Origin of the sequence: Mesorhizobium sp. B2-4-7 (assembly GCF_006442685.1) — a bacterium.
In the GTDB taxonomy this organism is placed as follows: Bacteria; Pseudomonadota; Alphaproteobacteria; order Rhizobiales; family Rhizobiaceae; genus Mesorhizobium.
This window is the reverse complement of record NZ_VFVH01000010.1, coordinates 1-23,145: the sequence shown is the minus strand read 5'-3', so window position 1 is coordinate 23,145 and position 23,145 is coordinate 1. Positions and strand designations below refer to the sequence as shown.

Annotated in this window: 25 protein-coding genes; 20 read left to right on the top strand and 5 right to left on the bottom strand. The window is 62.5% G+C overall.

Annotated features, from left to right (window positions below):
* The first annotated feature begins 258 nt into the window (after positions 1-258).
* Positions 259-1,674 (top strand): DEAD/DEAH box helicase, encoded by a 1,416-nt coding sequence (locus tag FJ946_RS23295; RefSeq protein WP_140515439.1) that lies wholly within the window; start codon positions 259-261, stop codon positions 1,672-1,674.
* Between the two features lie 108 nt (positions 1,675-1,782).
* Here the strand turns inward: FJ946_RS23295 and FJ946_RS23290 are convergent, their stop codons facing one another.
* Both FJ946_RS23290 and FJ946_RS23285 read right to left on the bottom strand, forming a co-directional pair.
* Positions 1,783-2,757 carry an alpha/beta fold hydrolase gene (locus FJ946_RS23290; RefSeq protein ID WP_140501310.1) on the bottom strand — a complete coding sequence of 325 codons (975 nt, stop codon included), beginning with the start codon at positions 2,755-2,757 and terminating at the stop codon, positions 1,783-1,785.
* Positions 2,758-2,850: 93 nt separating this feature from the next.
* Positions 2,851-3,672 carry an SDR family oxidoreductase gene (locus FJ946_RS23285; protein WP_140501312.1) on the bottom strand — a complete coding sequence of 274 codons (822 nt, stop codon included), beginning with the start codon at positions 3,670-3,672 and terminating at the stop codon, positions 2,851-2,853.
* Positions 3,673-3,901: 229 nt separating this feature from the next.
* On the opposite strand from FJ946_RS23285, the gene FJ946_RS23280 reads away from it, so the two are divergent.
* From FJ946_RS23280 to FJ946_RS23255, 6 genes are all read left to right on the top strand, one after another.
* Complete coding sequence (locus tag FJ946_RS23280) at positions 3,902-4,936, top strand: cysteine synthase A (RefSeq protein ID WP_140501314.1); 1,035 nt, start codon at positions 3,902-3,904, stop codon at positions 4,934-4,936.
* Positions 4,936-5,679, top strand: a complete 744-nt coding sequence (locus FJ946_RS23275) for an alanyl-tRNA editing protein (protein ID WP_140501316.1) — start codon at positions 4,936-4,938, stop codon at positions 5,677-5,679. Before FJ946_RS23280 ends, FJ946_RS23275 begins: the two co-directional genes overlap by 1 nt.
* Before the next feature lie 81 nt (positions 5,680-5,760).
* A complete protein-coding gene (sseA, locus tag FJ946_RS23270) occupies positions 5,761-6,612 on the top strand; it encodes a 3-mercaptopyruvate sulfurtransferase (protein WP_140515435.1) in 852 nt (283 codons plus the stop codon).
* Between the two features lie 2 nt (positions 6,613-6,614).
* Positions 6,615-7,178 (top strand): GNAT family N-acetyltransferase, encoded by a 564-nt coding sequence (locus FJ946_RS23265; protein ID WP_140564586.1) that lies wholly within the window; start codon positions 6,615-6,617, stop codon positions 7,176-7,178.
* Between the two features lie 96 nt (positions 7,179-7,274).
* Complete coding sequence (locus FJ946_RS23260; protein ID WP_140501321.1) at positions 7,275-7,832, top strand: OmpA family protein; 558 nt, start codon at positions 7,275-7,277, stop codon at positions 7,830-7,832.
* A 143-nt stretch (positions 7,833-7,975) separates the two neighbouring features.
* Positions 7,976-8,443 (top strand): DUF1203 domain-containing protein, encoded by a 468-nt coding sequence (locus FJ946_RS23255; protein ID WP_140525509.1) that lies wholly within the window; start codon positions 7,976-7,978, stop codon positions 8,441-8,443.
* A gap of 376 nt (positions 8,444-8,819) precedes the next feature.
* Here the strand turns inward: FJ946_RS23255 and ald are convergent, their stop codons facing one another.
* Positions 8,820-9,935, bottom strand: coding sequence for an alanine dehydrogenase (gene ald, locus FJ946_RS23250; RefSeq protein ID WP_140501325.1), 1,116 nt, complete (start codon positions 9,933-9,935; stop codon positions 8,820-8,822).
* A 158-nt stretch (positions 9,936-10,093) separates the two neighbouring features.
* Here ald and FJ946_RS23245 point away from each other — a divergent pair, with 158 nt between their 5' ends.
* Positions 10,094-10,567 carry an Lrp/AsnC family transcriptional regulator gene (locus tag FJ946_RS23245; RefSeq protein ID WP_140501327.1) on the top strand — a complete coding sequence of 158 codons (474 nt, stop codon included), beginning with the start codon at positions 10,094-10,096 and terminating at the stop codon, positions 10,565-10,567.
* A gap of 30 nt (positions 10,568-10,597) precedes the next feature.
* Here FJ946_RS23245 and FJ946_RS23240 read toward each other — a convergent pair whose 3' ends face one another.
* Positions 10,598-11,257 carry a 5-formyltetrahydrofolate cyclo-ligase gene (locus tag FJ946_RS23240; protein WP_140515432.1) on the bottom strand — a complete coding sequence of 220 codons (660 nt, stop codon included), beginning with the start codon at positions 11,255-11,257 and terminating at the stop codon, positions 10,598-10,600.
* A 165-nt stretch (positions 11,258-11,422) separates the two neighbouring features.
* Here FJ946_RS23240 and FJ946_RS23235 point away from each other — a divergent pair, with 165 nt between their 5' ends.
* From FJ946_RS23235 to FJ946_RS23210, 7 genes are all read left to right on the top strand, one after another.
* Complete coding sequence (locus FJ946_RS23235) at positions 11,423-12,688, top strand: NAD(P)/FAD-dependent oxidoreductase (RefSeq protein WP_140564585.1); 1,266 nt, start codon at positions 11,423-11,425, stop codon at positions 12,686-12,688.
* A gap of 148 nt (positions 12,689-12,836) precedes the next feature.
* Positions 12,837-14,816, top strand: a complete 1,980-nt coding sequence (locus FJ946_RS23230; RefSeq protein WP_140564583.1) for a bifunctional 2',3'-cyclic-nucleotide 2'-phosphodiesterase/3'-nucleotidase — start codon at positions 12,837-12,839, stop codon at positions 14,814-14,816.
* 200 nt (positions 14,817-15,016) lie between these two features.
* Positions 15,017-15,151 (top strand): hypothetical protein, encoded by a 135-nt coding sequence (locus tag FJ946_RS31480; RefSeq protein WP_263483007.1) that lies wholly within the window; start codon positions 15,017-15,019, stop codon positions 15,149-15,151.
* A gap of 117 nt (positions 15,152-15,268) precedes the next feature.
* Positions 15,269-15,559, top strand: a complete 291-nt coding sequence (locus FJ946_RS23225; RefSeq protein ID WP_140501335.1) for a Dabb family protein — start codon at positions 15,269-15,271, stop codon at positions 15,557-15,559.
* A 48-nt stretch (positions 15,560-15,607) separates the two neighbouring features.
* Positions 15,608-16,498 carry a VOC family protein gene (locus FJ946_RS23220; protein ID WP_140564730.1) on the top strand — a complete coding sequence of 297 codons (891 nt, stop codon included), beginning with the start codon at positions 15,608-15,610 and terminating at the stop codon, positions 16,496-16,498.
* On the top strand, positions 16,495-17,340 hold the full coding sequence (gene kdsA / locus FJ946_RS23215) for a 3-deoxy-8-phosphooctulonate synthase (protein ID WP_140525506.1): 846 nt from the start codon (positions 16,495-16,497) through the stop codon (positions 17,338-17,340). Before FJ946_RS23220 ends, kdsA begins: the two co-directional genes overlap by 4 nt.
* Positions 17,341-17,512: 172 nt before the next feature.
* Positions 17,513-17,878, top strand: a complete 366-nt coding sequence (locus FJ946_RS23210; RefSeq protein WP_140501340.1) for a PRC-barrel domain-containing protein — start codon at positions 17,513-17,515, stop codon at positions 17,876-17,878.
* A gap of 68 nt (positions 17,879-17,946) precedes the next feature.
* Here FJ946_RS23210 and FJ946_RS31475 read toward each other — a convergent pair whose 3' ends face one another.
* Positions 17,947-18,069: a hypothetical protein gene (locus FJ946_RS31475; RefSeq protein WP_263483006.1), complete on the bottom strand. Its 123-nt coding sequence runs from the start codon at positions 18,067-18,069 to the stop codon at positions 17,947-17,949.
* Positions 18,070-18,268: 199 nt separating this feature from the next.
* On the opposite strand from FJ946_RS31475, the gene eno reads away from it, so the two are divergent.
* From eno to FJ946_RS23185, 5 genes are all read left to right on the top strand, one after another.
* The gene (gene eno, locus FJ946_RS23205; protein WP_140732266.1) at positions 18,269-19,543 is read left to right on the top strand and encodes a phosphopyruvate hydratase; all 1,275 of its coding nucleotides are present in this window, start codon (positions 18,269-18,271) and stop codon (positions 19,541-19,543) included.
* 157 nt (positions 19,544-19,700) lie between these two features.
* Positions 19,701-20,024, top strand: a complete 324-nt coding sequence (locus FJ946_RS23200) for a septum formation initiator family protein (protein ID WP_140501344.1) — start codon at positions 19,701-19,703, stop codon at positions 20,022-20,024.
* A gap of 214 nt (positions 20,025-20,238) precedes the next feature.
* Positions 20,239-21,276: a pyruvate dehydrogenase (acetyl-transferring) E1 component subunit alpha gene (gene pdhA / locus FJ946_RS23195; protein ID WP_140501346.1), complete on the top strand. Its 1,038-nt coding sequence runs from the start codon at positions 20,239-20,241 to the stop codon at positions 21,274-21,276.
* A 15-nt stretch (positions 21,277-21,291) separates the two neighbouring features.
* The gene (locus FJ946_RS23190; protein WP_140501348.1) at positions 21,292-22,683 is read left to right on the top strand and encodes a pyruvate dehydrogenase complex E1 component subunit beta; all 1,392 of its coding nucleotides are present in this window, start codon (positions 21,292-21,294) and stop codon (positions 22,681-22,683) included.
* A gap of 18 nt (positions 22,684-22,701) precedes the next feature.
* On the top strand, positions 22,702-23,145 hold a 444-nt coding region (locus tag FJ946_RS23185), incomplete at its 3' end, for a biotin/lipoyl-containing protein (protein WP_246686322.1).

Below are 23,145 nucleotides of genomic sequence, written 5' to 3'. Positions count from 1 at the left end.
CGCTTGGGCCGGACCGATCCGGCCTTCTCCTCGAATGAGACTGGTTGCGTCTGTTTTCCCTCTTTCCTGCTGATCGGCCCCGATTGGTTAGCAAGGTGGCGAAAAAGCCCCGTGGCATGATGCCTGCGGGCACGACAGCGCAGCCGCGCGGACGAACACGTCCGCCGCCTTGTCGTTCCATGACAATTGATTCGACGGCAGGTTGCGCCCTGCCGCCATTGATGTTTGCGGCCAGAGGCCGCGTGAAAGAAGAATATTTTGACCAACGAAAACACTTTGCCCGGCAACGACACTGGAGAACTCTCCGGTTTCGCAGCACTGGGAATTACGGGTGCGCTGCTCAAGGCCACCCATGCCGCCGGCTTCACCGATCCGAAGCCGATCCAGGCTCAGGCGATCCCGCCGCAGATGGAAGGCCGTGACATTTTCGGCATCGCCCAGACCGGCTCCGGCAAAACTGCGGCCTTCGCGCTGCCGATCCTGTCGAAGATCATTGCGCTCGGCACCAAGCGCCGGCCGAAGACGGCACGCGCGCTGATCCTGGCGCCGACTCGTGAGCTCGCCGTGCAGATCGAGGACACCATCAAGATCCTCGCCAAGGGCGCGCATGTCTCGACCGCGCTCGTGCTGGGCGGCGTCTCGCGCTTCAGCCAGGTGAAGAAGGTTGCGCCTGGTGTCGACATCCTGATCGCCACGCCTGGCCGGTTGACCGATCTGGTGCGCGAAGGCGACCTCATGCTTGCCGACACCAAATGGCTGGTGCTCGACGAGGGCGACCGCATGCTCGACATGGGCTTCATCAATGACGTCAAGCGCATCGCCAAGGCGACCGCGCCGGACCGTCAGACGGTGCTGTTCTCCGCGACTATGCCCAATGAAATCGCCGAACTGGCGAAAGGCCTGCTGAAGAACCCAATCCGTGTCGAAGTCGCGCCGCAAAGCACGGCGGCGGCCGAGATCGCGCAGAGCGTCGTCCTTGCCCGCACCAAGCAGAAGCGCCAAGTGCTGTCGACGATGCTCGCCGACGAGACGATGAAGTCCGTCATCATCTTTTCGCGCACCAAGCACGGCGCCGACCGGGTAACCAAGGACCTCGAGCGCGACGGCTTCAAGGCCGCTGTCATCCACGGCAACAAGTCGCAGAATGCGCGGCAGAAGGCACTGAACGATTTCCGCGAGGGTTCGGTGCGCATTCTGGTGGCCACCGATATCGCCGCGCGCGGCATCGACGTGCCCGGCATCAGTCATGTCGTGAATTTCGACCTGCCTGATGAGGCGGAGAGCTATGTCCACCGCATCGGCCGCACCGGCCGCAACGGCCGGGACGGCATTGCGATTACGCTCTGCGATCCGTCCGAGAACAGCAAGCTGCGCCAGGTCGAACGCATCATCCGCGCCAAGCTGCCTGTTGTCGCCGACCATCTCGGCAGCCCCGATCCGCAGCGCAACCCGGCTGAGAAGAACGAGCGCTTCGAGCCTGCCAATGACCGAAACGACCGCAATGGCCGTCGCGACGGCAGGCGGCCGGGCGGCCAGAACAACGGCTCCGGCAAGAAGCGCTTCGGTGACAAGCCGGCCTTCGCTGGCGACCGCAAACCGGAAGGCGCCAAGCCCTTCAAGGGCAACAATAAACGCCGCTTCGGCGGCAAGCGGCCCGCGGCGCGGGCCGCGTAGGCAGGCCGCTTCGTATTGGCCGGGCATTTGCGTGCCCGGCTGGTCACCAGTGAGATAAAGGGCGACCGCGGTGAGGCTGCGGTCGCCCTTTCCGTATGGAAGCTCGGGCTACTTCGCGACCGCCTCGATCCAGACGGCAATTCTTTGTGCAAGGAAGGTCGTGGTCGATGGCGACAGGGCGTCGCCGGCGATGACGTGGTTGTCGGGATCGCCGGTATCGTCGACCGGAACCAGCTCGTGCGGCGCGCCCCAACGCCCGGCGATTTCACGCGTGCGGTCAGGCCGCACCACGCTGTCCGAATCCGAAAAGATGAAGAGGGCAGGGACCACCGCTTTCTCCACCGGCGCGCCATAGGCAAGTTCCGTCAGCGCCTGCATCGGCAGCGTCGCGGCAAGGGGATATCTGGTGGTCCAGAATTTCTCGTGCAGCGCGTTGCGCGGCATGAAGCTGCGCTCCTTGCCGGCGACGAGTTCGGCTATTTGTTTGCCCCATCGCATGGTCAGGATCCCGGCGCCCGACGCCTTGACGCCGAAATTCGGCGAGATGAACGCGATCGCCGCCACGCCGTCCGAAGCACCCGGTTGTGTTGCCGCCCAGGCCGCCAGCGAGCCGCCGGTCGAGGTGGAGATGACGATCACCTTGTCGCCGATGGCCCGGCCGATCGCGAGCGCCTCCTCATAGTCGTTGATCCAGGCATTGAGGCTGCCTTGCGTCATGGCCGCGCCATCCTGCCCGTGGCCGGTGAGGCGGGTGAAGAACAGATTGGCGTCGAGTTGGTCGGCAACCTCGTCGGGCAGCGGGCGGAGCTCGCCCTTCGACGCCGAAAAGCCGTGGATATAGACGATGGACAGCCGTGTCCTGGCGTGCACCATCGGATTGGCCCAGATGATCTCTTTCTCCAGCCCGTCACGGATGCCGGATATCGCCGCTTCCGTCCTGGCCACATAGGCCTGCGGATCGTCGCCGATTGCGGATGGATCGAAGCGGATCGTGGTGTCGACGGGAACCCGCGGGCCGAGCACGAAGGCCAGTGCGAGGATGGCGACTAACCCCAGCACAGCAAGCACGATTCGTCGCCCCATCGCAGACTCCAAACGCAACAACAACAAACCTACGGCGGTGGCGGGGAACAGGCAACGACCGGCCCGGCGATGAAGCCGCCGATCCGCTGGCTTCTATTCGCTCGGCGGCTTGCGGTCGTAATTCAGCGGCCGTGCCTTCCAGCTCGTCATGAGGCTGATCACGCCTCGGTACACCGGTCTCGGCAACAGGCTGAGCAGCTTCAGGGGCCAGCTCGTCCGGCGCGGGAATGTGACCTCGAAGCCGCCGGATTTGATACCCCGCACCATGCGCCGCGTCGCTCGGCTGACCGGCATCAGCCCCGGCATGGGCAGCATGTTCTTCTCGGTCAGCGGTGTGTCTATGAAGCCCGGATTCATGACCTGGACGCGCACGTTCATCTTGTCGAAATCGTATTTCAGCGATTCGGCCAGGATGTTGATCGCCGCTTTGGTGCCGCCATAAGCGGCCGTCGTCGGCCAGCCGAAATAAGCGGTGACCGAGCCGACCAGCACGATATGGCCGCGCGCCCGCACCCGCATGCGTTCGACGACCGGCACCAGCCCGTTGATGATGCCGAAATAGTTGACCTCGAAAGACCGGCGAAAATCGCTGACGACGAGAGCCTCGCCAGGCGTGGAAATGTAATTGCCCGCGTTTAAGACGGCGAGCACGATGGGGCCAAGCTCGTTTTCGATCGCAGCGACGGTTCTCGCCATGCGCGGCTCGTCGGTCACATCGCAGGGAAAAGCCTTGACCTTGCCTGGCATCTGCGCGGTCTCGACAATGAGCGTGTCGATCGGATCGCCATCGGGTGCGGTTACGGCCACCGCATAGCCCTGGGACGCAAGATCCCTGGCCAGCGAACGGCCGATGCCGCTGCTGCCTCCCGTGACCCAGGCGACGCCATGCTTCGGGTCGGCCCGATAAAGTGTCATGCTGCGCCCCGTCGAATTGTTCTTGGCTTTTGCTCTAACCGCGAAGAAATCGAATGAAAAGAGCGGTTTTCGATGCCGGTCCCAAATGAACCGCGCGGATACGCCCGGCACCAGGGAGAGGCCGGCGCAAATGCAGTGCAGAAAATGCGACTGGACCAGGCAAATTCTTGCCTTGAAACCGAAGCTTCGGGTTTCTAGGGTTTCGCCGCAGCTACACAAGGACTCCCGAATGCCCCGCTCCGTGATCGACGCTATCGGCAACACGCCATTGATCCGCCTCAACAGGGCTTCGGAAGAAACCGGCTGCGAGATCCTGGGCAAGGCCGAATTCATGAATCCCGGACAGTCGGTCAAGGACCGCGCCGGCCTGTTCATCATCCGCGATGCCGAAGAGCGTGGGCTGCTCAGGCCGGGCGGCGTCATTGTCGAGGGCACGGCCGGCAATACGGGCATCGGGCTGACGCTGGTCGCCAAGGCGCTCGGCTACCGCACCGTCATCGTCATTCCCGAAACGCAGAGCCAGGAGAAGAAGGACACGATCAAGCTGCTCGGCGCCGAGCTGATCGAGGTTCCGGCCGTGCCGTACAAGAACCCCAACAATTACGTGAAATTGTCGGGGCGGCTGGCTGAGCAAATGGCGCGTTCGGAGCCGAACGGCGCTATCTGGGCCAACCAGTTCGACAATGTCGCCAACCGCGACGGGCACATCCGCACCACGGCGCAGGAGATCTGGAGCCAGACCGGCGGCAAGGTCGACGGCTTCGTCTCGGCGGTCGGCTCGGGCGGAACGCTGGCCGGCGTCGCTTTCGGACTGAAGGCGAAAAGCAAGGACGTAAAGATCGCTCTCGCCGATCCGCTGGGCGCTGCGCTCTACAGTTTCTATACCAGCGGTGAGCTGAAATCCGAGGGCAGTTCGATCACCGAAGGCATCGGGCAGGGACGCATCACCGCCAACCTCGATGGGTTCACGCCCGACTTCTCGTTCCAAATTCGTGATGAGGATGCGTTGCCGATCGTCTTCGACCTGGTCCAGGAGGAAGGCCTTTGCGTCGGCGGTTCGACCGGCATCAACATAGCGGGCGCGATCCGACTGGCGCGTGAACTCGGCCCCGGCCATACCATCGTGACCATTCTTTGCGACTACGGCACACGCTACCAATCGAAACTGTTCAATCCCGAATTCCTGCGCGAAAAGAAGCTGCCGGTGCCCGGCTGGATGGAAGAGAAATCAGATATTTCCGTGCCGTTTGAAAAGGTCGTGTGATGGCGCACAAGACCGAAGCGCTGTTTCGCGACGACGCCTATCTCAGGACGGCCGATGCCGTGGTGGTCGCCGTCAACGAGCGCGGCGGCATCGTTCTGGACCGCACCATCTTCTATGCCACCTCGGGCGGGCAGCCGGGCGATAGCGGCTATCTCCAGCGCGCCGATGGCAGCCGCATCGTCCTGGCCGCTACCATCACCGGGGAAACAAAGGACGAGATCATCCACGTGCCGGCGCCGGAACAAGCCGCGCCTGCGGTCGGCGAGCGCCTGAAGCTCGCAATCGACTGGGAGCGACGTCATCTCTTGATGCGCATGCATGCCGCTTGCCATTTGCTCACCGTCGTCTGCCCGTTTCCGATCACCGGCGCGGCGGTTTCGGAAGACGACAGCCGTGTCGATTTCGACATTCCCGACGCCAGCTTCAGCAAGGAAGACGTGACGGCTGGCCTGATGGGCCTGGTGCGGGCCGATCATCCGATCTTTACCAGGCTGATCAGCGACGAGGAACTGGCCGCCAATCCGGGTCTCGTGAAGTCCAAGAATGTCCGTCCGCCGCTAGGTACCGGCAAAATCCGGCTGGTCTGCATCGGCGAGAATGCTTCGGTGGACAGTCAGCCCTGTGGTGGCACCCATGTCAAAAGCACCGGCGAGATCGGCGAAATCCATATCGGCAAGATTGAGAAGAAGGGGCGTGAAAACCGGCGCTTCCGCATCCGGTTTGGACCGATGCCCCAAACATGATCTCGAAAGCTACGATGTTTTCGGACAAGATCATGCGGCAAGGCAAGACAACGTCTGGTCAATGGCGGCAGGAGAACCACAATGGCTGAAGACAGTCCTTTCACCGTCGACGCGGACTGGTTGCAGGAGCGTTTGGGCCAGCCTGGCCTGACGATTGTCGATGCATCCTGGTATCTTCCGGCGCAAAACCGCGACGCGCGCGCCGAGTATGACGCTGGGCACATTCCGGGCGCCCGCTTCCTGGATCAGGACGCGGTCTCCGATCCGGACGCCGCGCTGCCGCATACGCTGCCGTCGCCGCAGCATTTCGCGCAGTATGTCGGCGCGATGGGCGTTTCGGCAGATGACACGATCATCGTCTATGACGGCCCGGGCTTTTTCTCGGCACCTCGGGCTTGGTGGATGTTCCGGGTGATGGGCGTCTTCCAGACCTATATCCTTGACGGCGGTTTCGATGGCTGGAAAGCGGCAGGTCGGCCGGTGACGGCCGAACCGACCAAAATCGCGCCAAGCGTGTTCCACGCCGATTTCGACGCCGGCCGGGTCGCCAGCCTTGCCGAGATGCGCCGCATCGTCGAAACCCGGGAAAGCCAGATTGCCGATGCACGCGGGGCAGGACGCTTCACCGGCGCGGAGCCGGAGCCGCGTGCGGGCGTCCGTTCCGGCCATATGCCGGGCGCGCGCAACTTGCCTTATTCGGCGCTGTCGGAAAACGGCGTGCTTCTGCCGAAGGAGCGGTTGCGCAAGGTGGTCGAGGACGCCGGCCTCGATCTGTCGAAGCCAATCGTCACTTCCTGCGGCTCCGGCGTTACGGCGGCGGTGATCACGCTTGCGTTGGAAACGCTTGGCCATACCGACAACAGGCTTTACGACGGCTCATGGACCGAATGGGGCGGTCTCTCCGACACACCAGTCGTGACAGGCAAGGAATGACGATGGAAAACGGCGAGCTGAAGGACATCGAAGTCACGGTGACGTTCCTCGAGATGCATGCGCCACCGGCCGTGTCGCCGCCCATGCCCTACAACCGCCAGGTCGCACTCCTGAAAACTAAGGACATTCCGCTGCATTTCTACCGGTACCTGATGGATCGGGTGGGGCGTAAATGGCACTGGGTCAATGTGCTGAGGCTGGATGACGACGAGCTTTCGGCCGGCGTCCACCGCGAGGATCGCGACATCAGGGTGCTCTATCTCGATGGCGCACCCGCCGGTTTTTTCGACCTCAAGCCGCATCTGCCGGAAGAAGTCGAGCTTGCCTATTTCGGCATGATGGAGCACGCCACCGGGCAAGGCATCGGCCGCTGGTTCCTGGGATCGGCGATCGCCGCGGCTTGGTCGTATGGACCGAAGCGGGTGACGGTGCAGACCTGCACGCTCGACCATCCTGCTGCCTTGCCGCTCTACCAGAAGCTCGGCTTCGCGCCGGTGGCGCAGAAGAAGGAGACCGTTCACCCTCTGCCCTTCGCCGAGCGCTCGGCCAGCGTCATGCGGCCATAGCGACGCCCTCACAAAAGCTGAACCTCTCGTTCATCCGCGCTTCAGCCTGTCTCTGCCATCTTGCCCGCACATAATACGGGCCGAAGGAGAAAAGACATGCTGACCCGCCGTACCCTTGCCGCCGCGCTGATCGCGGCAATCGCAATGCCCGGTCTCGCCGCCGCGCAGGCGACAACGCCTTCGGCCGCAACCATCGAACGAAAGCTCGAGGCGGCACCCCGCGTGAAGCTGCGCCCGAACGAGCGCGTCACCATCCGTGAGTTCAAGCGCCGGCCGGACCTGCGCCGCATGGCCCGGTCGATCGATATCCAGTCGATCAATTTCGCTTTCGGCTCGGCCGCGATCTCCAGCTCGCAATACGACAAGATCGACACTATCGCCGATGCGTTGCAGCGTATCCTGCGCCGCAACCCCGGGGCGCGCGTCCTCATCGAGGGCCATACCGACGCCGTCGGCTCCTTCCAATCGAACCGGATCCTGTCGGAACAGCGCGCCGCCTCGCTGAAGCGCACGCTGGTGCGCGAGTTCGGCGTGCCGGCCTATGCTTTGGAGACGGTCGGTTATGGCGAGGAATTCCTGCTGGTGCAGACGCAGAACGAAAACTGGCGGAACCGGCGGGTCACCCTCCGTCGCTTTGACGACTTCATTCGCTGAGGGAGTTCCGACAATCCGGTGAAGTTCGCCTTGCCTTGGTCGGCTGGAACAAGCCGACCAAGGGCCAATGATTGTCAGGAATCGGGTGGGAGGCGGGGGCTGATGCGCATAATTTCCGATCAACGACATCGGAGATTTTCGCCATGACCATCCAGTTCAAAGCCTTGCCGACACAAGATGTACGAGCGCTTCAGCGCGGCGGGCCCGATGCCTATGGAAACACGCCCGAGCGTAAGGTCTCCGACGGCGACGGCATGCCATGCCGGCATTGCCTGAAGAACATCGCCGACGGAGACGACTATCTCATCCTGGCCTACCGGCCATTCCCCAAACTTCAGCCCTATGCCGAGACCGGACCGATCTTCCTTCACGCGCAGGAATGCGAGCGCGCCGCGGAATCTCAGGCACTTCCCGAAATTCTCGAAGGCCCGGACTATATAGTGCGCGGCTACGGCAGGGATGACCGCATCGTCTATGGCAGCGGTGGCGTCATTGCGACCGATGCGATCGCCGCGCGCGCCGAGGCTCTCTTGGAACGCGACGAGATTGCCTACGTGCATGTCCGCTCGGCGCGCAACAATTGCTTCCAGTGCCGGATCGAACGTGTCTGACGGGCGCATGTGGCGGTGCGATAGCGGAGCGCTGTCGTACTCCTGTCATACCATTGCGGTACACGGGTAGCCGTCGATCGATTTGTCGACTGCGGATGAACCGGCGGCAAATCTCGACATCGAGGAAGCGGGGCCTTGGCTCCGCTTTTTTGTTTGCCTGAACCTTCCACAGAAATTTTCTGCGCAAAGAAGCATATGGGCTTCGACTATTTGCCTGGAGGGCTCAGTTAAACTTGCAATTGGCGCCGAGACGCAGGTTGCAGCGCATGTTTCAGGCCCGAGCCTGGTGCAGGCCTGACAGCCGCCAATCTGGAAAGAAAAAACCCGCCGGGAATGACCGGCGGGCTGACGGGAGGCAGGTATCCTCTCAGGAGAATCAGGCCGCGAGAACCGCCTTCGGCTCGACCAGTTCGTAGCCGAGCGCTTCGGCGACCGCACGGTTGGTGATCTTGCCTCTGTGGACGTTGAGTCCATTACGCAGATGATGGTCGTCGACCAGCGCCTTCAGGCCCTTGTCGGCGAGCTGAAGGCCATAGTGCAGCGTCGCGTTGTTGAGTGCATGTGCTGAGGTGACCGGCACGGCGCCCGGCATGTTGGCGACGCAGTAGTGGATGACGCCGTCGACCTCGTAGGTCGGCTCGGCATGCGTGGTCGCGTGCGAGGTCTCGAAGCAGCCGCCCTGGTCGATGGCGACGTCGACCAGCACCGACCCCTTCTTCATGCCCGAAAGCATTTCGCGCGAGACCAGCTTCGGCGCCGCAGCACCCGGGATCAGCACGGCGCCCACGACGATGTCGGCGGAAAAGCACTCTTCTTCCAGAGCCTCCACGGTCGAATAGCGGGTGTGGACGCGGCCGGCAAAGAGGTCGTCGAGCTGGCGCAGGCGCGGGATCGAGCGGTCGATGATGGTGACGTCGGCGCCCAGGCCAGCCGCCATCCTGGCCGCGTGCAGGCCGACGACGCCGCCGCCGAGCACGGTGACCTTGCCGGGCAGCACGCCGGGCACGCCGCCGAGCAGCACGCCGCGGCCGCCATTGGCCTTCTGCAGCGCCGTGGCGCCGGCCTGGATCGACAGGCGGCCGGCGACTTCCGACATCGGCGCCAGCAACGGCAGGCCGCCCCGGTCGTCGGTCACCGTTTCATAGGCGATGGCGGTAACGCCCGAAGCGAGCAGGCCCTTGGTCTGTTCCGGATCCGGAGCAAGGTGAAGATAGGTGTAGAGGATCTGGCCATCGCGCAGTTGGGCCCATTCGTTAGGCTGCGGCTCCTTGACCTTGACGATCATATCCGACTTGGCGAACACATCGGCCGCCGTCTTGGCGATGGTGGCGCCGGCAGCGCGATAGGCGTTGTCGTCGGCTCCGATGCCGGCCCCGGCGCCGGTCTCGACCAGCACCTCATGTCCGTGGGCGACATATTCGCGGACCGAGCCGGGCGTAAGTCCGACGCGATATTCATGGTTCTTGATTTCCCGGGGGCAGCCGACGCGCATTTTCTTTTCTCCTGACACGGCCCTTCGGGGCTCGTTCCCTGTATTGACGCAGTCAACCACGAATCGTTGCGTAAGTGTTTGCGAATGCACTTGCAGGAGGGTTCGTTATTCGATAATTGTTGCGTAGAATGCGCAAAAATTCGCAGGAATCACGAAGAATGCCACTCGACAGGATTGATATCGCCATTCTGGAGACCTTGCAGAAGGATGGCAGGATGCCGAACGCCGCCCTTGCCGAAAGGGTCGGCCTGTCGCAGTCGGCCTGTTCGCGCCGGCTCGACAATCTGGAGAAATCCGGAACCATCCGCGGCTATCATGCCCGGCTTTCCAATGCAGCACTTGGTCACCAGATGACGGCGATCGTGCACATATCGCTGTCGGGCCAGTTCGAGAAGACGCTGTCGGATTTCGAGGCTGCGATCAAGCGCTGCCCGAACGTGCTGTCCTGCCACCTGATGTCGGGCGAGTACGACTACATTCTCAGAATCGCTGCCAAGGACCTTGCCGACTACGAACGCATCCACAAGGAATGGCTGTCGGCGATGCCGCATGTGACGAAGATCAATTCGTCTTTTGCCCTGCGCGAAATCGTCGACCGGACGGCGATGGGCCTGAAGCCCGAAATGGCCTGAGCATTCTCAGCCTTCCATGCCTTCAGCCGTCTACGCCTTGGCAGCCTCCGTCACGATCCGGTCCATCGGGATATCGTGCGGCTGCGGGTAGATGGTGGCGATGCGCTGCAATTCGTAGCCGACGCCGATGACCAGCGGCTTGAACGGCATCGCCGCCAGCGTTCGGTCATAGAACCCGCCGCCATAGCCCAGGCGATAATTGCCGGAATCGATGCCGACGATCGGCGAGATGACGATGTCGGGCAAGACCGGTTCGCCCTCGGCCGGAATCGGAATGTTCCACACGCCCTTCTCCAGCCGGTCGCCCGGAACATAGGCCCGGAAGATCAGCGGCTGTGCCTTTTCGATGACGACGGGCAGCGCGGTGCGCCCGCCTCGTTCATTGATGGCGGCCATCCATGGCCGCAGGTCCGGCTCGCCGCGAAACGGCCAATAGAGGCTGACCATGCGGCCGTCGATATCGCCGATCGCCGCGTCGAGGGCTCCGGCGATGCTCTGCGACATCGCCGTTCGCGCATCGGCGGAAACCGCGAGACGCGCCGCGATCAGGCGTTCCCGTTCGGCCTTGCGCCATCGTCTGACGTCGGTCCAATCGGATATCGGCGCGTGAAACGCGGGATCGAGTTCGTGCATGAAGCATGGCGGCGAGGAATATTGCGCCGGACCCTGGTCGTCGTGATCGTTGGCCATGCTTCACCTCATCGCTGTTTTCCATAACGCTATACCCGGCGGGGGGATGCGACATGTGCATTCACGACATGGAACGACGAGTCTCGGGCACGGCCTTCGTGTTGTTGCATTGCACAAAAGCTCCTACATCAAAGGCATGCGATATTGCTGGTCAGGGTGAATGCGATGGATCAAGCCAATCACCATGTCGTCGTCGTAGGGGCGGGGTTCGGCGGCCTCGAATTCACCCGCGCTCTCGCCGGTGCGTCCGTGCGCATCACCATGATCGACAAACGCAATCACCATCTTTTCCAGCCGCTGCTCTACCAGGTCGCAACGACAGCGCTGGCGACCTCGGAGGTCGCCTGGCCGATCCGCCACCTGCTGCGCAAGCGCAAGGACGTGACGACGCTGCTCGCCAATGTCACCGGCATCGACCGAGCCGGAAAACGCGTGCTGCTCGATGACGGCAGCACCGTCGCCTACGACACGCTGGTGCTCGCCACCGGCGCCCGACACGCCTATTTCGGCCACGACGAATGGGAGCCGTTCGCGCCAGGGCTGAAGACGCTGGAGGACGCCACCACCATCCGACGGCGCATTCTGCTCGCCTTCGAGCAGGCCGAACGGGAAACCGATCCTGCCAGGCGCCAGGCGCTGCTGACGATCGCGATCGTCGGCGGCGGTCCGACCGGTGTCGAACTTGCCGGCACCATTGCCGAACTGGCGCACGACACACTGCGCGGCGAATTCCGCAACATCGACACGCGCGAGACGCGTGTGGTGCTGATCGAGGCTGGCGACCGCATATTGGCCAATTTCGCACCGAAACTGTCCGATTATGCCGGAAAGGCGTTGAAGCGGCTCGGCGTGACGATCGAACTCGGCCGGGCGGTCACGCGCTGCGACGCCGAGGGCGTCGTCTTCGGCGACACGCATCTGCCGGCGAGGACCATATTGTGGGCGGCGGGCGTTGCCGCTTCGCCGGCAGCCGAATGGCTGGGCGCCGCCGCCGACCGGGCGGGAAGGGTGCTGGTTGAACCCGATCTCACCGTGCCGGGCAGCCCCGAGATTTTCGTCATCGGCGACGCCGCTCTCGTGCTGCGGCCCGATGGACGGCCAGTTCCCGGCGTGGCGCCTTCCGCCAAGCAGGAGGGCCGCCATGTTGCCGCGACCATCAAGGCCAGGCTTGCCGGCGATACGAGCGTACGGCCGTTCCACTACAAGCATGCCGGTGACCTGGCCACGATCGGCAAGCGCGCCGCGGCGATCGATTTCGGCTGGATCAGGCTGACCGGCTGGCCGGCCTGGTGGCTGTGGGGACTGGCGCACATCTATTTCCTGATCGGCTTCCGCAACCGGCTCGCGGTGTCGCTGAGCTGGCTATGGATCTACGTCACGGGCCAACGCAGCGCCCGCCTGATCACGCAGGGCGACGACGACAAGGGCTGATCTTCCGCGCTTGCGCCCGTTCATCCGCGCGTCATCTGTTGCTGATCTGACAGCTCCGACGCGCGCAACTTCTTGAATGGACTCGAATAGGTTTCAGCGCGAAGTTCGCTTCGGGCAGGGTCTTTCGTGTCGTCGAAAAGGAGAAAACATGTCGCAGCCGCTCCATTCCGTCTCCCGCCGCGGTCTCCTCGCGGGCGCCGCCGCCACGGGCGCGCTAATTGCGCTTCACCCTTTCTCCGCCCGCGCCCAGGCCAACCAGGCGCATCTCCGGATCATGGAGACCACCGACATCCATGTGAATGTGCTGCCCTATGACTATTACGCCGACAAAGCGAATGACACGATGGGACTGTCGCGCACGGCCTCCCTGATCGACGCGGTGCGCAAGCAAGCCGTTAATTCGATGCTGATCGACAATGGCGACCTGCTGCAGGGCAATCCGATGGGCGACTACATCGCCTATGAGAAGGGCATGAAGGACGGTGACCTGCATCCGATCATGAAAGGCATGAACCTGCTCGGCTACGAGTGCTCGACGTTGGGCAACCACGAATTCAACTACGGCCTGTCCTTCATGGACAAGGTTCTGGCCGGCGCCAATTTCCCCTTCGTCTGCGCCAACCTGATCCGCGGCACCGAGCTTGCCGCGAACCCGCGCGACGACAAGCTCTACCTCAAGCCCTACGTCATCCTCGACAAGAAGATCAGCGACGGTTCAGGCACCGAGCAACCGATCAGGATTGGCATCATCGGCTTCGTGCCGCCGCAGATCATGGTCTGGGATCTCAAGAACCTCGAAGGTAATGTCAGAACGCGCGACATTGTCGAGGCCGCCAAGGCCTGGGTGCCGCAGATGAAGGAAGAGGGCGCCGACATTATCATCGCGCTCTCGCATTCTGGCATCGACGTCAAGCAGGGCGATATGATGGAGAACGCATCGTTCTTTGTCGCCGGCGTCGAAGGCATCGACGCGGTGTTCACGGGTCACCAGCATCTGGTGTTCCCTGGCAAGAAGGATTTTCAGGCGCTCGAAGGCGTCGATGCGCAAAAGGGTACGCTGCAGGGCAAGCCGGCCGTCATGGGCGGCTTCTGGGGCTCGCATATGGGCCTGATCGACCTGATGCTGGAGCGCGACGGCTCGAAATGGAAGATCGTGTCCGCCACCTCGGAAGCGCGGCCGATCTTCGAACGTGTCGACAACAAGAACAAGCCGACTGTCGCGGACGACAACCGCATCATCGCCGCGCTCGAGCAGGACCACCAGGCAACGCTCGCCTATGTGCGTCGTCCCGTCGGCAAGACCGCAGCGCCGCTCTATTCCTATTTCGCGCTGGTCGCCGACGATCCGTCGGTTCAGGTCGTCAGCCAGGCGCAGACCTGGTACCTTCAGGACATCCTGAAAAACACACAATGGAAGGACGTGCCGCTGCTGTCGGCGGCAGCCCCCTTCAAGGCCGGCGGGCGCAACGGCGCCGACTACTACACCGATGTGCCGGCAGGCGACATCGCCATCAAGAACGTCGCCGACCTCTACCTTTATCCCAACACCGTGCGGGCCGTTGAGATCACCGGAGCGCAGGTCAAGGAATGGCTGGAAATGTCGGCCGGCATCTTCAACCGGATCGAACCTGGCAAGGCCGACCAGGCGCTCATCAACACCGACTTTCCGTCCTACAATTTCGATGTTATCGACGGCGTCACCTACAGAATAGATCTGTCGCAGCCGCCGAAATACGATGCCAAGGGCGGGCTGGCGAATGCTAGTGCCAATCGCATCGTCGGCCTGATGTTCGACGGCAAACCGATTGATCCCAATCAGAAATTTGTCGTTGCAACGAACAATTACCGGGCCGGCGGCGGCGGCAATTTTCCTGACATCGACGCTTCCAAAATTATCTACGAAGCGCCAGACACCAACCGCGACGTCATCGTCCGCTACATCGTCAAGCAGGGCACCATCAACCCGTCGGCGGACGGCAACTGGTCGTTCGCGCCGCTGCCCGGAACCAGCGTCGTGTTCGAGACAGGGCCCCAGGCGAAGGACCTCATCGCCGAAGTGAAGTCATTGAAGATCGAGCCGGCGGGCGCCGGCGAGGCAGGATTTGCGAAATACCGCATCCTTCTCTGACCGCCATTCGCAATTGGGACGCGGGCCATTTCTGGATCATGTCCGGCCAGTCGCCGGCGACGAGATCGAAGGCGCGCCGGCATAGATTTGGCAGTTCCAGGTGCCGAGAGCTCACATACCGGACGAGGGTCGACACGGATCCCATCTTTGCCTGGCGGAAACGTCTATGAGCACAGCCGGGCTTATGCGATAGATTAGCCATGCGTTATGTCATCGTCATCGCCGCCGTTGCGTTCTTCCTGATCTGGGACGGTCTCTACAACCAGGGCCGGTACCTCGATATGACGGTGAGGAATGTCTCTCACGTGGTGCGTTACGTCACCGGCAAGGTCTAGTCCCGTTCAGGTCTCATGCATCCCGGGCGCGTCGCAAGGACGCGCGGCACCCTGAACGGTTGACCTGACGGTTTCGTCGTCACAAAAGACCCCGGATTTTTGATCGAGGAGGCGGGGTTGATCCGGCATATCGTTTTCTTCAGCGCGCGGCGTGGCGAGGATGTGGAGGCAGTGCGCTCTGGGCTGCTGGCGCTCGGCGGCATTCCCCATTCCAGCCTGTTCGAGGTGACGCTGAACACCAAGGTCGATCCGCTGTCGGATGAGATCGACGTGGTCGTCTATGCCGAATTCACGGATGCCGCCGCATTGGCCGCCTACAAGGCGCATCCGCTCTATGCGCAGACCACCAGCAGGGTCAAGCCATTGCGCGAACTGCGTTATTCCGCCGATGTGGTGGCCGGAAGCTGATTCGAGCGCCCTTGAACCCTTTTGCGCAATGATGCACACCGCGCTGGCATGATCCAAACACCACCCACAGGCACTCATCCGCTCGATCACCTCGTGCTGCCGACCTCGAGCCTGGATGTGGCGCGGGCGCGGCTAACGGCCCTCGGCTTCATCGTCGCGCCGACAGGCATCCATCCATTCGGCACGGAAAATTGCTGCGTCTTCCTCGCGGACGGCACCTATCTGGAACCGCTGGCTGTAGGCGATGATCAGGCCGCGATGAAGGCCGCCGGCCAGGGCAATGTCTTCGTCGCGCGCGACCGGCTCTATCGTGACCGCAATGGCAATGAAGGTTTTTCCGCCGTGGTCCTGACCACGGACGACGCCGATGCGGACCATGCACGCTTTGTCGATGCGAGCCTGTCGGGCGGGGACATGCTGGGCTTTTCGCGGGCGTTCACCGGCGCTGCCGGCAAAAGCGACATGGCGTCATTCAAACTGGCCTTCGCGTCGACCGGGGGTTCAACCGATGCGTTCCTGTTCGCCTGCCAGCGCGTCAACGCGCCGGAAGTGGACCGCACAGCGCTGCAGGCTCATGCCAACGGTGCCACGGGAATTGTCGAGATCGTGGCGATCAGCGACGAGCCCGCCGAGCAGCGCCGGCTGATTTCCGTGGCAGTAAACGATCCGACGGCTGACGCGCGCGCCTCCATTTTTCGTCTACCTAACGCTATCTTGGCTGTACTCGACCCGGCCTCTTTCACGGCACGCTTTGGCGTGCCCGCCGGTAAGCCGACGCAACTCCGCTTCGCGGCAGTCGTCTTTTCGGTTCGGCGTGCCGCTGTGGCGGCAGGTCTGCTTGCAGCCAATTCCATCAGATACGATATGTCGGGCAGTGATATCGTCGTGCAGCCGACATCCGGGCAGGGCGCGGCCTTCATCTTTCGGGAGATACAATGAGCAACGCCTTGGCGCCCAATTCATCGGTAACCGTCGGCAATGTCGTCTTCGACAACGCAGCACCGCTGTCGCTGATTGCCGGCCCCTGCCAGTTCGAATCACGCCAGCATGCCTTCGACATGGCCGGCGCGCTGAAGGAATTGACAGGCAGGTTGGGCATCGGCCTCGTCTACAAGACCAGCTACGACAAGGCCAACCGCACCTCCCTGTCGGCTACACGCGGTGCCGGCATGGAAGCGGCGCTCCCGGTCTTCGACGAGTTGCGCAAGGAATTCTCCTTGCCGGTACTGACCGACGTCCACACCGAGGAACAGTGCGCCATCGTTGCGCCGCATGTCGACGTGCTGCAGATCCCGGCCTTCCTGTCGCGCCAGACCGACATGCTGGTTGCCGCCGCAAGGACGGGCAAGGTGATCAACGTCAAGAAGGGACAGTTCCTCGCGCCCTGGGACATGAAGAACGTGGTGGCCAAGATCACCGGCTCCGGCAACCCCAATGTCTTGACCACCGAGCGCGGCGCCTCGTTCGGCTACAACACGCTTGTCTCGGACATGCGGGCCCTGCCCATTATGGCCGACATCGGCGCGCCTGTGATTTTCGACGCCACCCATTCGGTCCAGCAGCCGGGCGGGCAGGGTGGTTCCTCCGGCGGCGAACGCCGCTTTGTCGAGACCTTGGCCCGCGCGGCTGTCGCTGTCGGCGTTGCCGGCGTCTTCATCGAGACCCACCAGGATCCGGATAATTCGACCTCGTCCGACGGACCGAACATGGTGCCGCTGAAGGACATGCCGGCACTTCTGGAAAGGTTGATGGCGTTCGATCGGGTAGCGAAGGCCCGCTGACCCGGCGCAGCTGAAGGTCGTCGCCGCGGAGGGCATATATCGGCCTGCCACGTCAGTAAGAAGTCACCTTTATACAGGTGGAAAAAGTCGAACAGACCGGCGGAAAAGTCGGGAACCTTCGATCTCGCCCCTCATTGTGAAAGTCCAGAGCAACGACAATGAGGAGCACATCATGACAACCCAGGCAGGACACACAGAGGCTATCGCTGCTTCGCGGGTCATCGGCACATCCGTCTATAACACCGAAGGCACGAAGATCGGCAGCATCGAGGACGTCATGCTCGACAAGCTGTCCAACGGCATCATGTTCGCTGTGATCGGTTTTGGCGGCTTTCTCGGCATGGGTGAAAAATATCACGCCATCCCGTGGGCGAGTTTGGATTACGATGAGGATAGGGGCGGCTATGTCGTGCCATTCTCGAAGGACCAGCTGAAAGCCGCTCCCGCCTATTCGATCAACGAGCTGACGGGCGCCGATGGCGAGGCCGCACGTGACGCCTCCTACAATTACTACAAGGTCGAGCCTTACTGGCATTGACCGGCCAGCCTGACGTGAAAAGGCCCCCGCAAACCAGCGGGGGCCTTTTACATGATCGCCTGCCGTGCTTACTCCGCGCTGCGGAGGGTCGACAGTTGCACCGCGCCCTGTGGAGGCTGCTGGTTGTCGCAGGACGTCAGGAACGCCGCCGCGATCAGGAACAAACTCACGATACCGCTTAACTCGGACATGGCGAAACTCCTCCTGTTTCGCCCCGCGCAACCGCCATCATAGACCGGCGGCCATCCTATGGCGCATGACTTATGATGACAGGAATTTGCGCTTCGTGAATCGCGCCGGCGGCAATAATTGGCGGTGGCCCGATTGCCTTTTGCGCCGCTTTGGCTAAGACGGGCGCGACGTTTCGTCAGATCAATCGGGGACATCGCAATGACCGCCATCATCGACATTGTCGGGCGTGAAATCCTGGACAGCCGTGGAAATCCGACCGTCGAGGTCGATGTCGTGCTCGAAGACGGTTCGATGGGCCGCGCGGCCGTGCCGTCTGGAGCTTCCACCGGCGCGCATGAAGCCGTCGAACTGCGCGACGGCGGCGCCCGCTATCTCGGCAAGGGCGTGCTGCGGGCCGTCGAGGCGGTCAACGGCGAACTGTTCGAGGCAATCGGCGGCATGGAAGCCGAAAACCAGATCCACATCGACCAGACCATGATCGAACTCGACGGCACGCCCAACAAGAGCCGGCTCGGCGCCAACGCTATTCTCGGCGTGTCGCTGGCGGTGGCCAAGGCCGCGGCCGAAGCCGCCGGCCTGCCGCTCTATCGTTACGTCGGCGGCACCAAGGCGCATCTGCTGCCGGTACCGATGATGAACATCATCAATGGCGGCGCCCATGCCGACAACCCGATCGATTTCCAGGAATTCATGATCCTGCCGGTCGGTGCGCCAACGCTGCGCGAAGGCGTGCGCTGGGGTTCTGAGGTCTTCCACACGCTGAGGAAGAAGCTGAAGGACGCCGGCCACAACACCAATGTCGGCGACGAAGGCGGCTTTGCCCCGAACCTGAAGAGCGCGCCGGTGGCGCTCGATTTCATCATGGAGTCGATCGAGCAGGCCGGCTTCAAGCCGGGCGAGGAGATTGCGCTCGGCCTCGATTGCGCTGCGACGGAATTCTTCAAGGACGGCAACTACGTCTATGAAGGCGAGAAGAAGACACGCGATCCGAAGGCGCAGGCGAAATACCTGGCCAAGCTCGCCGCCGATTATCCGATCATTTCGATCGAGGACGGCCTTGCCGAGGATGACTGGGAAGGCTGGAAATATCTGACCGACCTGATCGGCAAGAAGACGCAGCTCGTCGGCGATGATCTCTTCGCCACCAATACGGCGCGCCTGCGCGATGGCATCCGCATGGGGGTCGCCAATTCGATCCTGGTCAAGGTCAACCAGATCGGATCGCTGACCGAGACGCTCGATGCCGTCGAGACCGCGCACAAGGCCGGCTACACCGCCGTCATGTCGCATCGCTCGGGCGAGACCGAGGATTCGACCATCGCCGACCTCGCCGTCGCCACCAATTGCGGGCAGATCAAGACCGGATCGCTGTCGCGTTCCGACCGCATGGCCAAATACAACCAGCTCATCCGCATCGAGGAAGAACTCGGCAAGCAGGCGCGCTACGCCGGCAAGTCGATGTTGAAGGGCTGAGCCGGAGCATCTGACACAGGGATGGCGGTGAGGGGCGGGAATTCCCGCCCTTTTTCGTTGGAGCGCCTGTGGACGCGTCATCCGTAACCGTCCGTTAAGCACAATGGAGCGAAAAAGACCGTGGTCGCCCGAGTTCGCGACTGCGAGGGAACGGACGATGTGGACGCGTCAGCACAAACAGAGAAACACCGGCCGGCTGATCATCCCCTCGCTCTGCGCGGTGTTCCTGGCCTATTTCGGCTTTCATGCCTATCACGGCGAGTTCGGCATCAATTCGAAATACCAGCTGGAGGCCGAGACTGTTGCCCTGCAGGCCCAGCTCGATGCGATCAAGGCGCGCAGGATGGAGCTGGAACGGCGCGTCAAGCTGATGCACGACGGCACGCTGGAGAAGGACATGCTCGACGAGCAGGCGCGTAAGGCGCTGAATTTGTCCCAGGCCGACGAAATCACCATCATGTTGCCGGTCTCGGCAAAGTAACCAATATCAGGTTAATCACCAATATTTTCAATGATTCTAATTGCTTAGTCGCATGCCAGCTATGCAATTTCGACATGGCGGAACACGTTCTCACGTGTTAGCCTCCCCAAAATCAGTGGGGAGAGCTGATCTCCCCTGAGCAGATTTCATCTTGCTCGAGCAGATTTCATCTTGCTCGAAATGTCCGCGAAGAGACGCCAACAGGGAGTGATGCATGGCAACCGCAGCCAGGAAAGCGCCTGCCAAATCGAAATCCGACGGCAAATCGGGCCTTTCCGCGCCCAAACCAGTGGAATTCACCAAGGACGAGGAGCTTGCCGCCTACCGGCACATGCTGCTTATTCGCCGTTTCGAGGAAAAGGCCGGCCAGCTTTACGGGATGGGCTTCATCGGCGGCTTCTGCCATCTCTACATCGGCCAGGAAGCGGTCGTCACCGGTATGAAGATGGCGCTGATCGACGGTGACCAGATGATCACGGCCTACCGCGACCACGGTCATATGTTGGCGATGGAACTGTCGCCGCGTGGCGTCATGGCCGAACTGACCGGCCGCCGAGGCGGCCTGTCGAAGGGCAAGGGCGGCTCCATGCACATGTTCTCCAAGGAGAAGCATTTCTACGGTGGCCACGGCATCGTCGGCGCCCAGGTGTCGCTCGGCACGGGCCTGGCCTTTGCCAACCGCTATCGCAGCAACAACAATGTCACGCTGACCTATTTCGGCGACGGGGCCGCCAACCAGGGCCAGGTCTACGAAAGCTTCAACATGGCTTCGCTGTGGAAGCTGCCGGTGATCTACATCATCGAGAACAACCGCTATGCCATGGGCACCTCGGTATCGCGCTCCTCGGCGGAGACCGACTTCTCGAATCGCGGCGCCTCGTTCAAGATTCCCGGCATCCAGGTCGACGGCATGGACGTGCGTGCTGTCAAGGCCGCCGGCGATCTCGCCACCGAATGGTGCCGTGCCGGCAATGGGCCGCTGATCCTCGAAATGCAGACCTACCGCTATCGGGGCCATTCGATGTCCGACCCGGCGAAATACCGCTCCAAGGAAGAAGTGCAGAAGATGCGCTCCGAGCATGACCCGATCGAGCAGGTCAAAGCGCGGCTGATCCAGAAGAAGTGGGCAAGCGAGGACGAATTGAAGACCATCGACAAGGAGGTTCGCGACGTCGTCGCCGATGCCGCCGAGTTTGCCCAGCACGACGCCGAGCCGGATCCGTCCGAGCTCTGGACCGACATCGTATTGTAACGGGAGGGCAAGGACATGCCGATCGAAATTCTCATGCCCGCCCTTTCGCCGACCATGGAAGAGGGCAATCTTTCCAAGTGGTTGAAGAACGAGGGCGACAAGGTCGTCGCCGGCGACGTCATCGCCGAGATCGAAACCGACAAGGCGACGATGGAAGTCGAAGCTGTCGATGAGGGCACGCTTGCCAAGATCGTGGTTCCCGCAGGCACCGAAGGCGTCAAGGTCAACGCGGTGATCGCCGTGCTGGCTGTCGATGGCGAAGACGTCGACAAGGCCGGCGAAGGCATCGGTGAAGAGCCCGCCAAGACTGAGGCAAAGGCGCCGACACCGGCACCCGCTGCGGCCAAGAGCGAGGCAGCGGCGCCTGTGGCGGCCGCGCCGAAGACGGAAGTCGCCGCCGATCCTGACATACCCGCCGGGACCGAGATGGTCTCGACCACGGTGCGCGAAGCGCTGCGCGATGCGATGGCGGAGGAAATGCGCCGCGACGGCGATGTCTTCGTCATGGGCGAGGAAGTTGCCGAGTACCAGGGCGCCTACAAGATCACCCAAGGCCTGCTGCAGGAGTTCGGACCGCGTCGCGTCGTCGACACGCCGATCACCGAGCACGGCTTTGCCGGCGTCGGGGTCGGTGCGGCGATGGCTGGGCTGAAGCCGATCGTCGAATTCATGACCTTCAACTTCGCCATGCAGGCGATCGACCAGATCGTCAACTCGGCCGCCAAGACGCTCTACATGTCCGGCGGACAGATGGGCGCGCCGATCGTCTTCCGCGGGCCGAACGGCGCGGCGGCTCGCGTCGCCGCCCAGCATTCTCAGTGCTACGCCGCCTGGTACAGCCACATACCAGGCCTGAAGGTGGTGATGCCTTATACCGCCGCCGACGCCAAGGGACTGCTCAAGGCGGCGATCCGCGATCCGAACCCGGTCATCTTCCTCGAAAACGAAATCCTCTACGGCCAGTCCTTCGACGTGCCGAAGCTGGACGACTTCGTGCTGCCGATCGGCAAGGCGCGCATCCACAAATCAGGCAAGGACGTCACCATCGTCTCCTTCGGCATTGGCATGACCTATGCGGTCAAGGCCGAAGCGGAACTGCGCGGCATGGGCATCGACGCGGAGATCATCGATCTCAGGACCATCCGTCCGCTCGACTTCGACACCATCATCGCCTCGGTGAAGAAGACCAACCGGCTGGTCGTGGTGGAAGAAGGCTTCCCGCAGAACTCGGTCGGCGACCATGTCGCCAACCAGGTGTCGCAGCGAGCCTTCGATTTCCTCGACGCGCCGGTCATCACCATCGCCGGCAAGGACGTGCCGATGCCCTATGCGGCCAATCTCGAAAAGCTGGCTTTGCCGAATGTCGGCGAGGTCATCGAGGCCGTCAAAGCCGTCTCATATCGCTGAACCGGGCGGGAGGACACAATGCCAATCAACATCACCATGCCGGCCCTCTCGCCCACCATGGAAGAGGGCAATCTGTCGAAGTGGCTCGTGAAGGAGGGCGACAAGGTTTCGCCCGGCGATGTCATTGCCGAGATCGAGACCGACAAGGCGACGATGGAAGTCGAAGCCGTCGATGAGGGCACGGTGGCGAAACTGGTCGTTCCCGCCGGCACCGAAGGCGTCAAGGTCAATGCGCTGATCGCCGTGCTTGCCGCCGAGGGTGAGGACGCAAGTGCCGCCGCGAAAAGCGGTGGCGATGCCGCACCGGCGAAAGCGGAGCCTCCCAAGGCTGAGACATCGAAGACCGAGAGTCCCACCTCTCCGTCCGATGGGGGAGGTCGCGCCGCGGGTGAACCCACCGCCGCGCCCCCCACCCCGGCCGGAAGGCCTGCCGACCCTCCCCACAAGGGGGAGTGTGAAGGG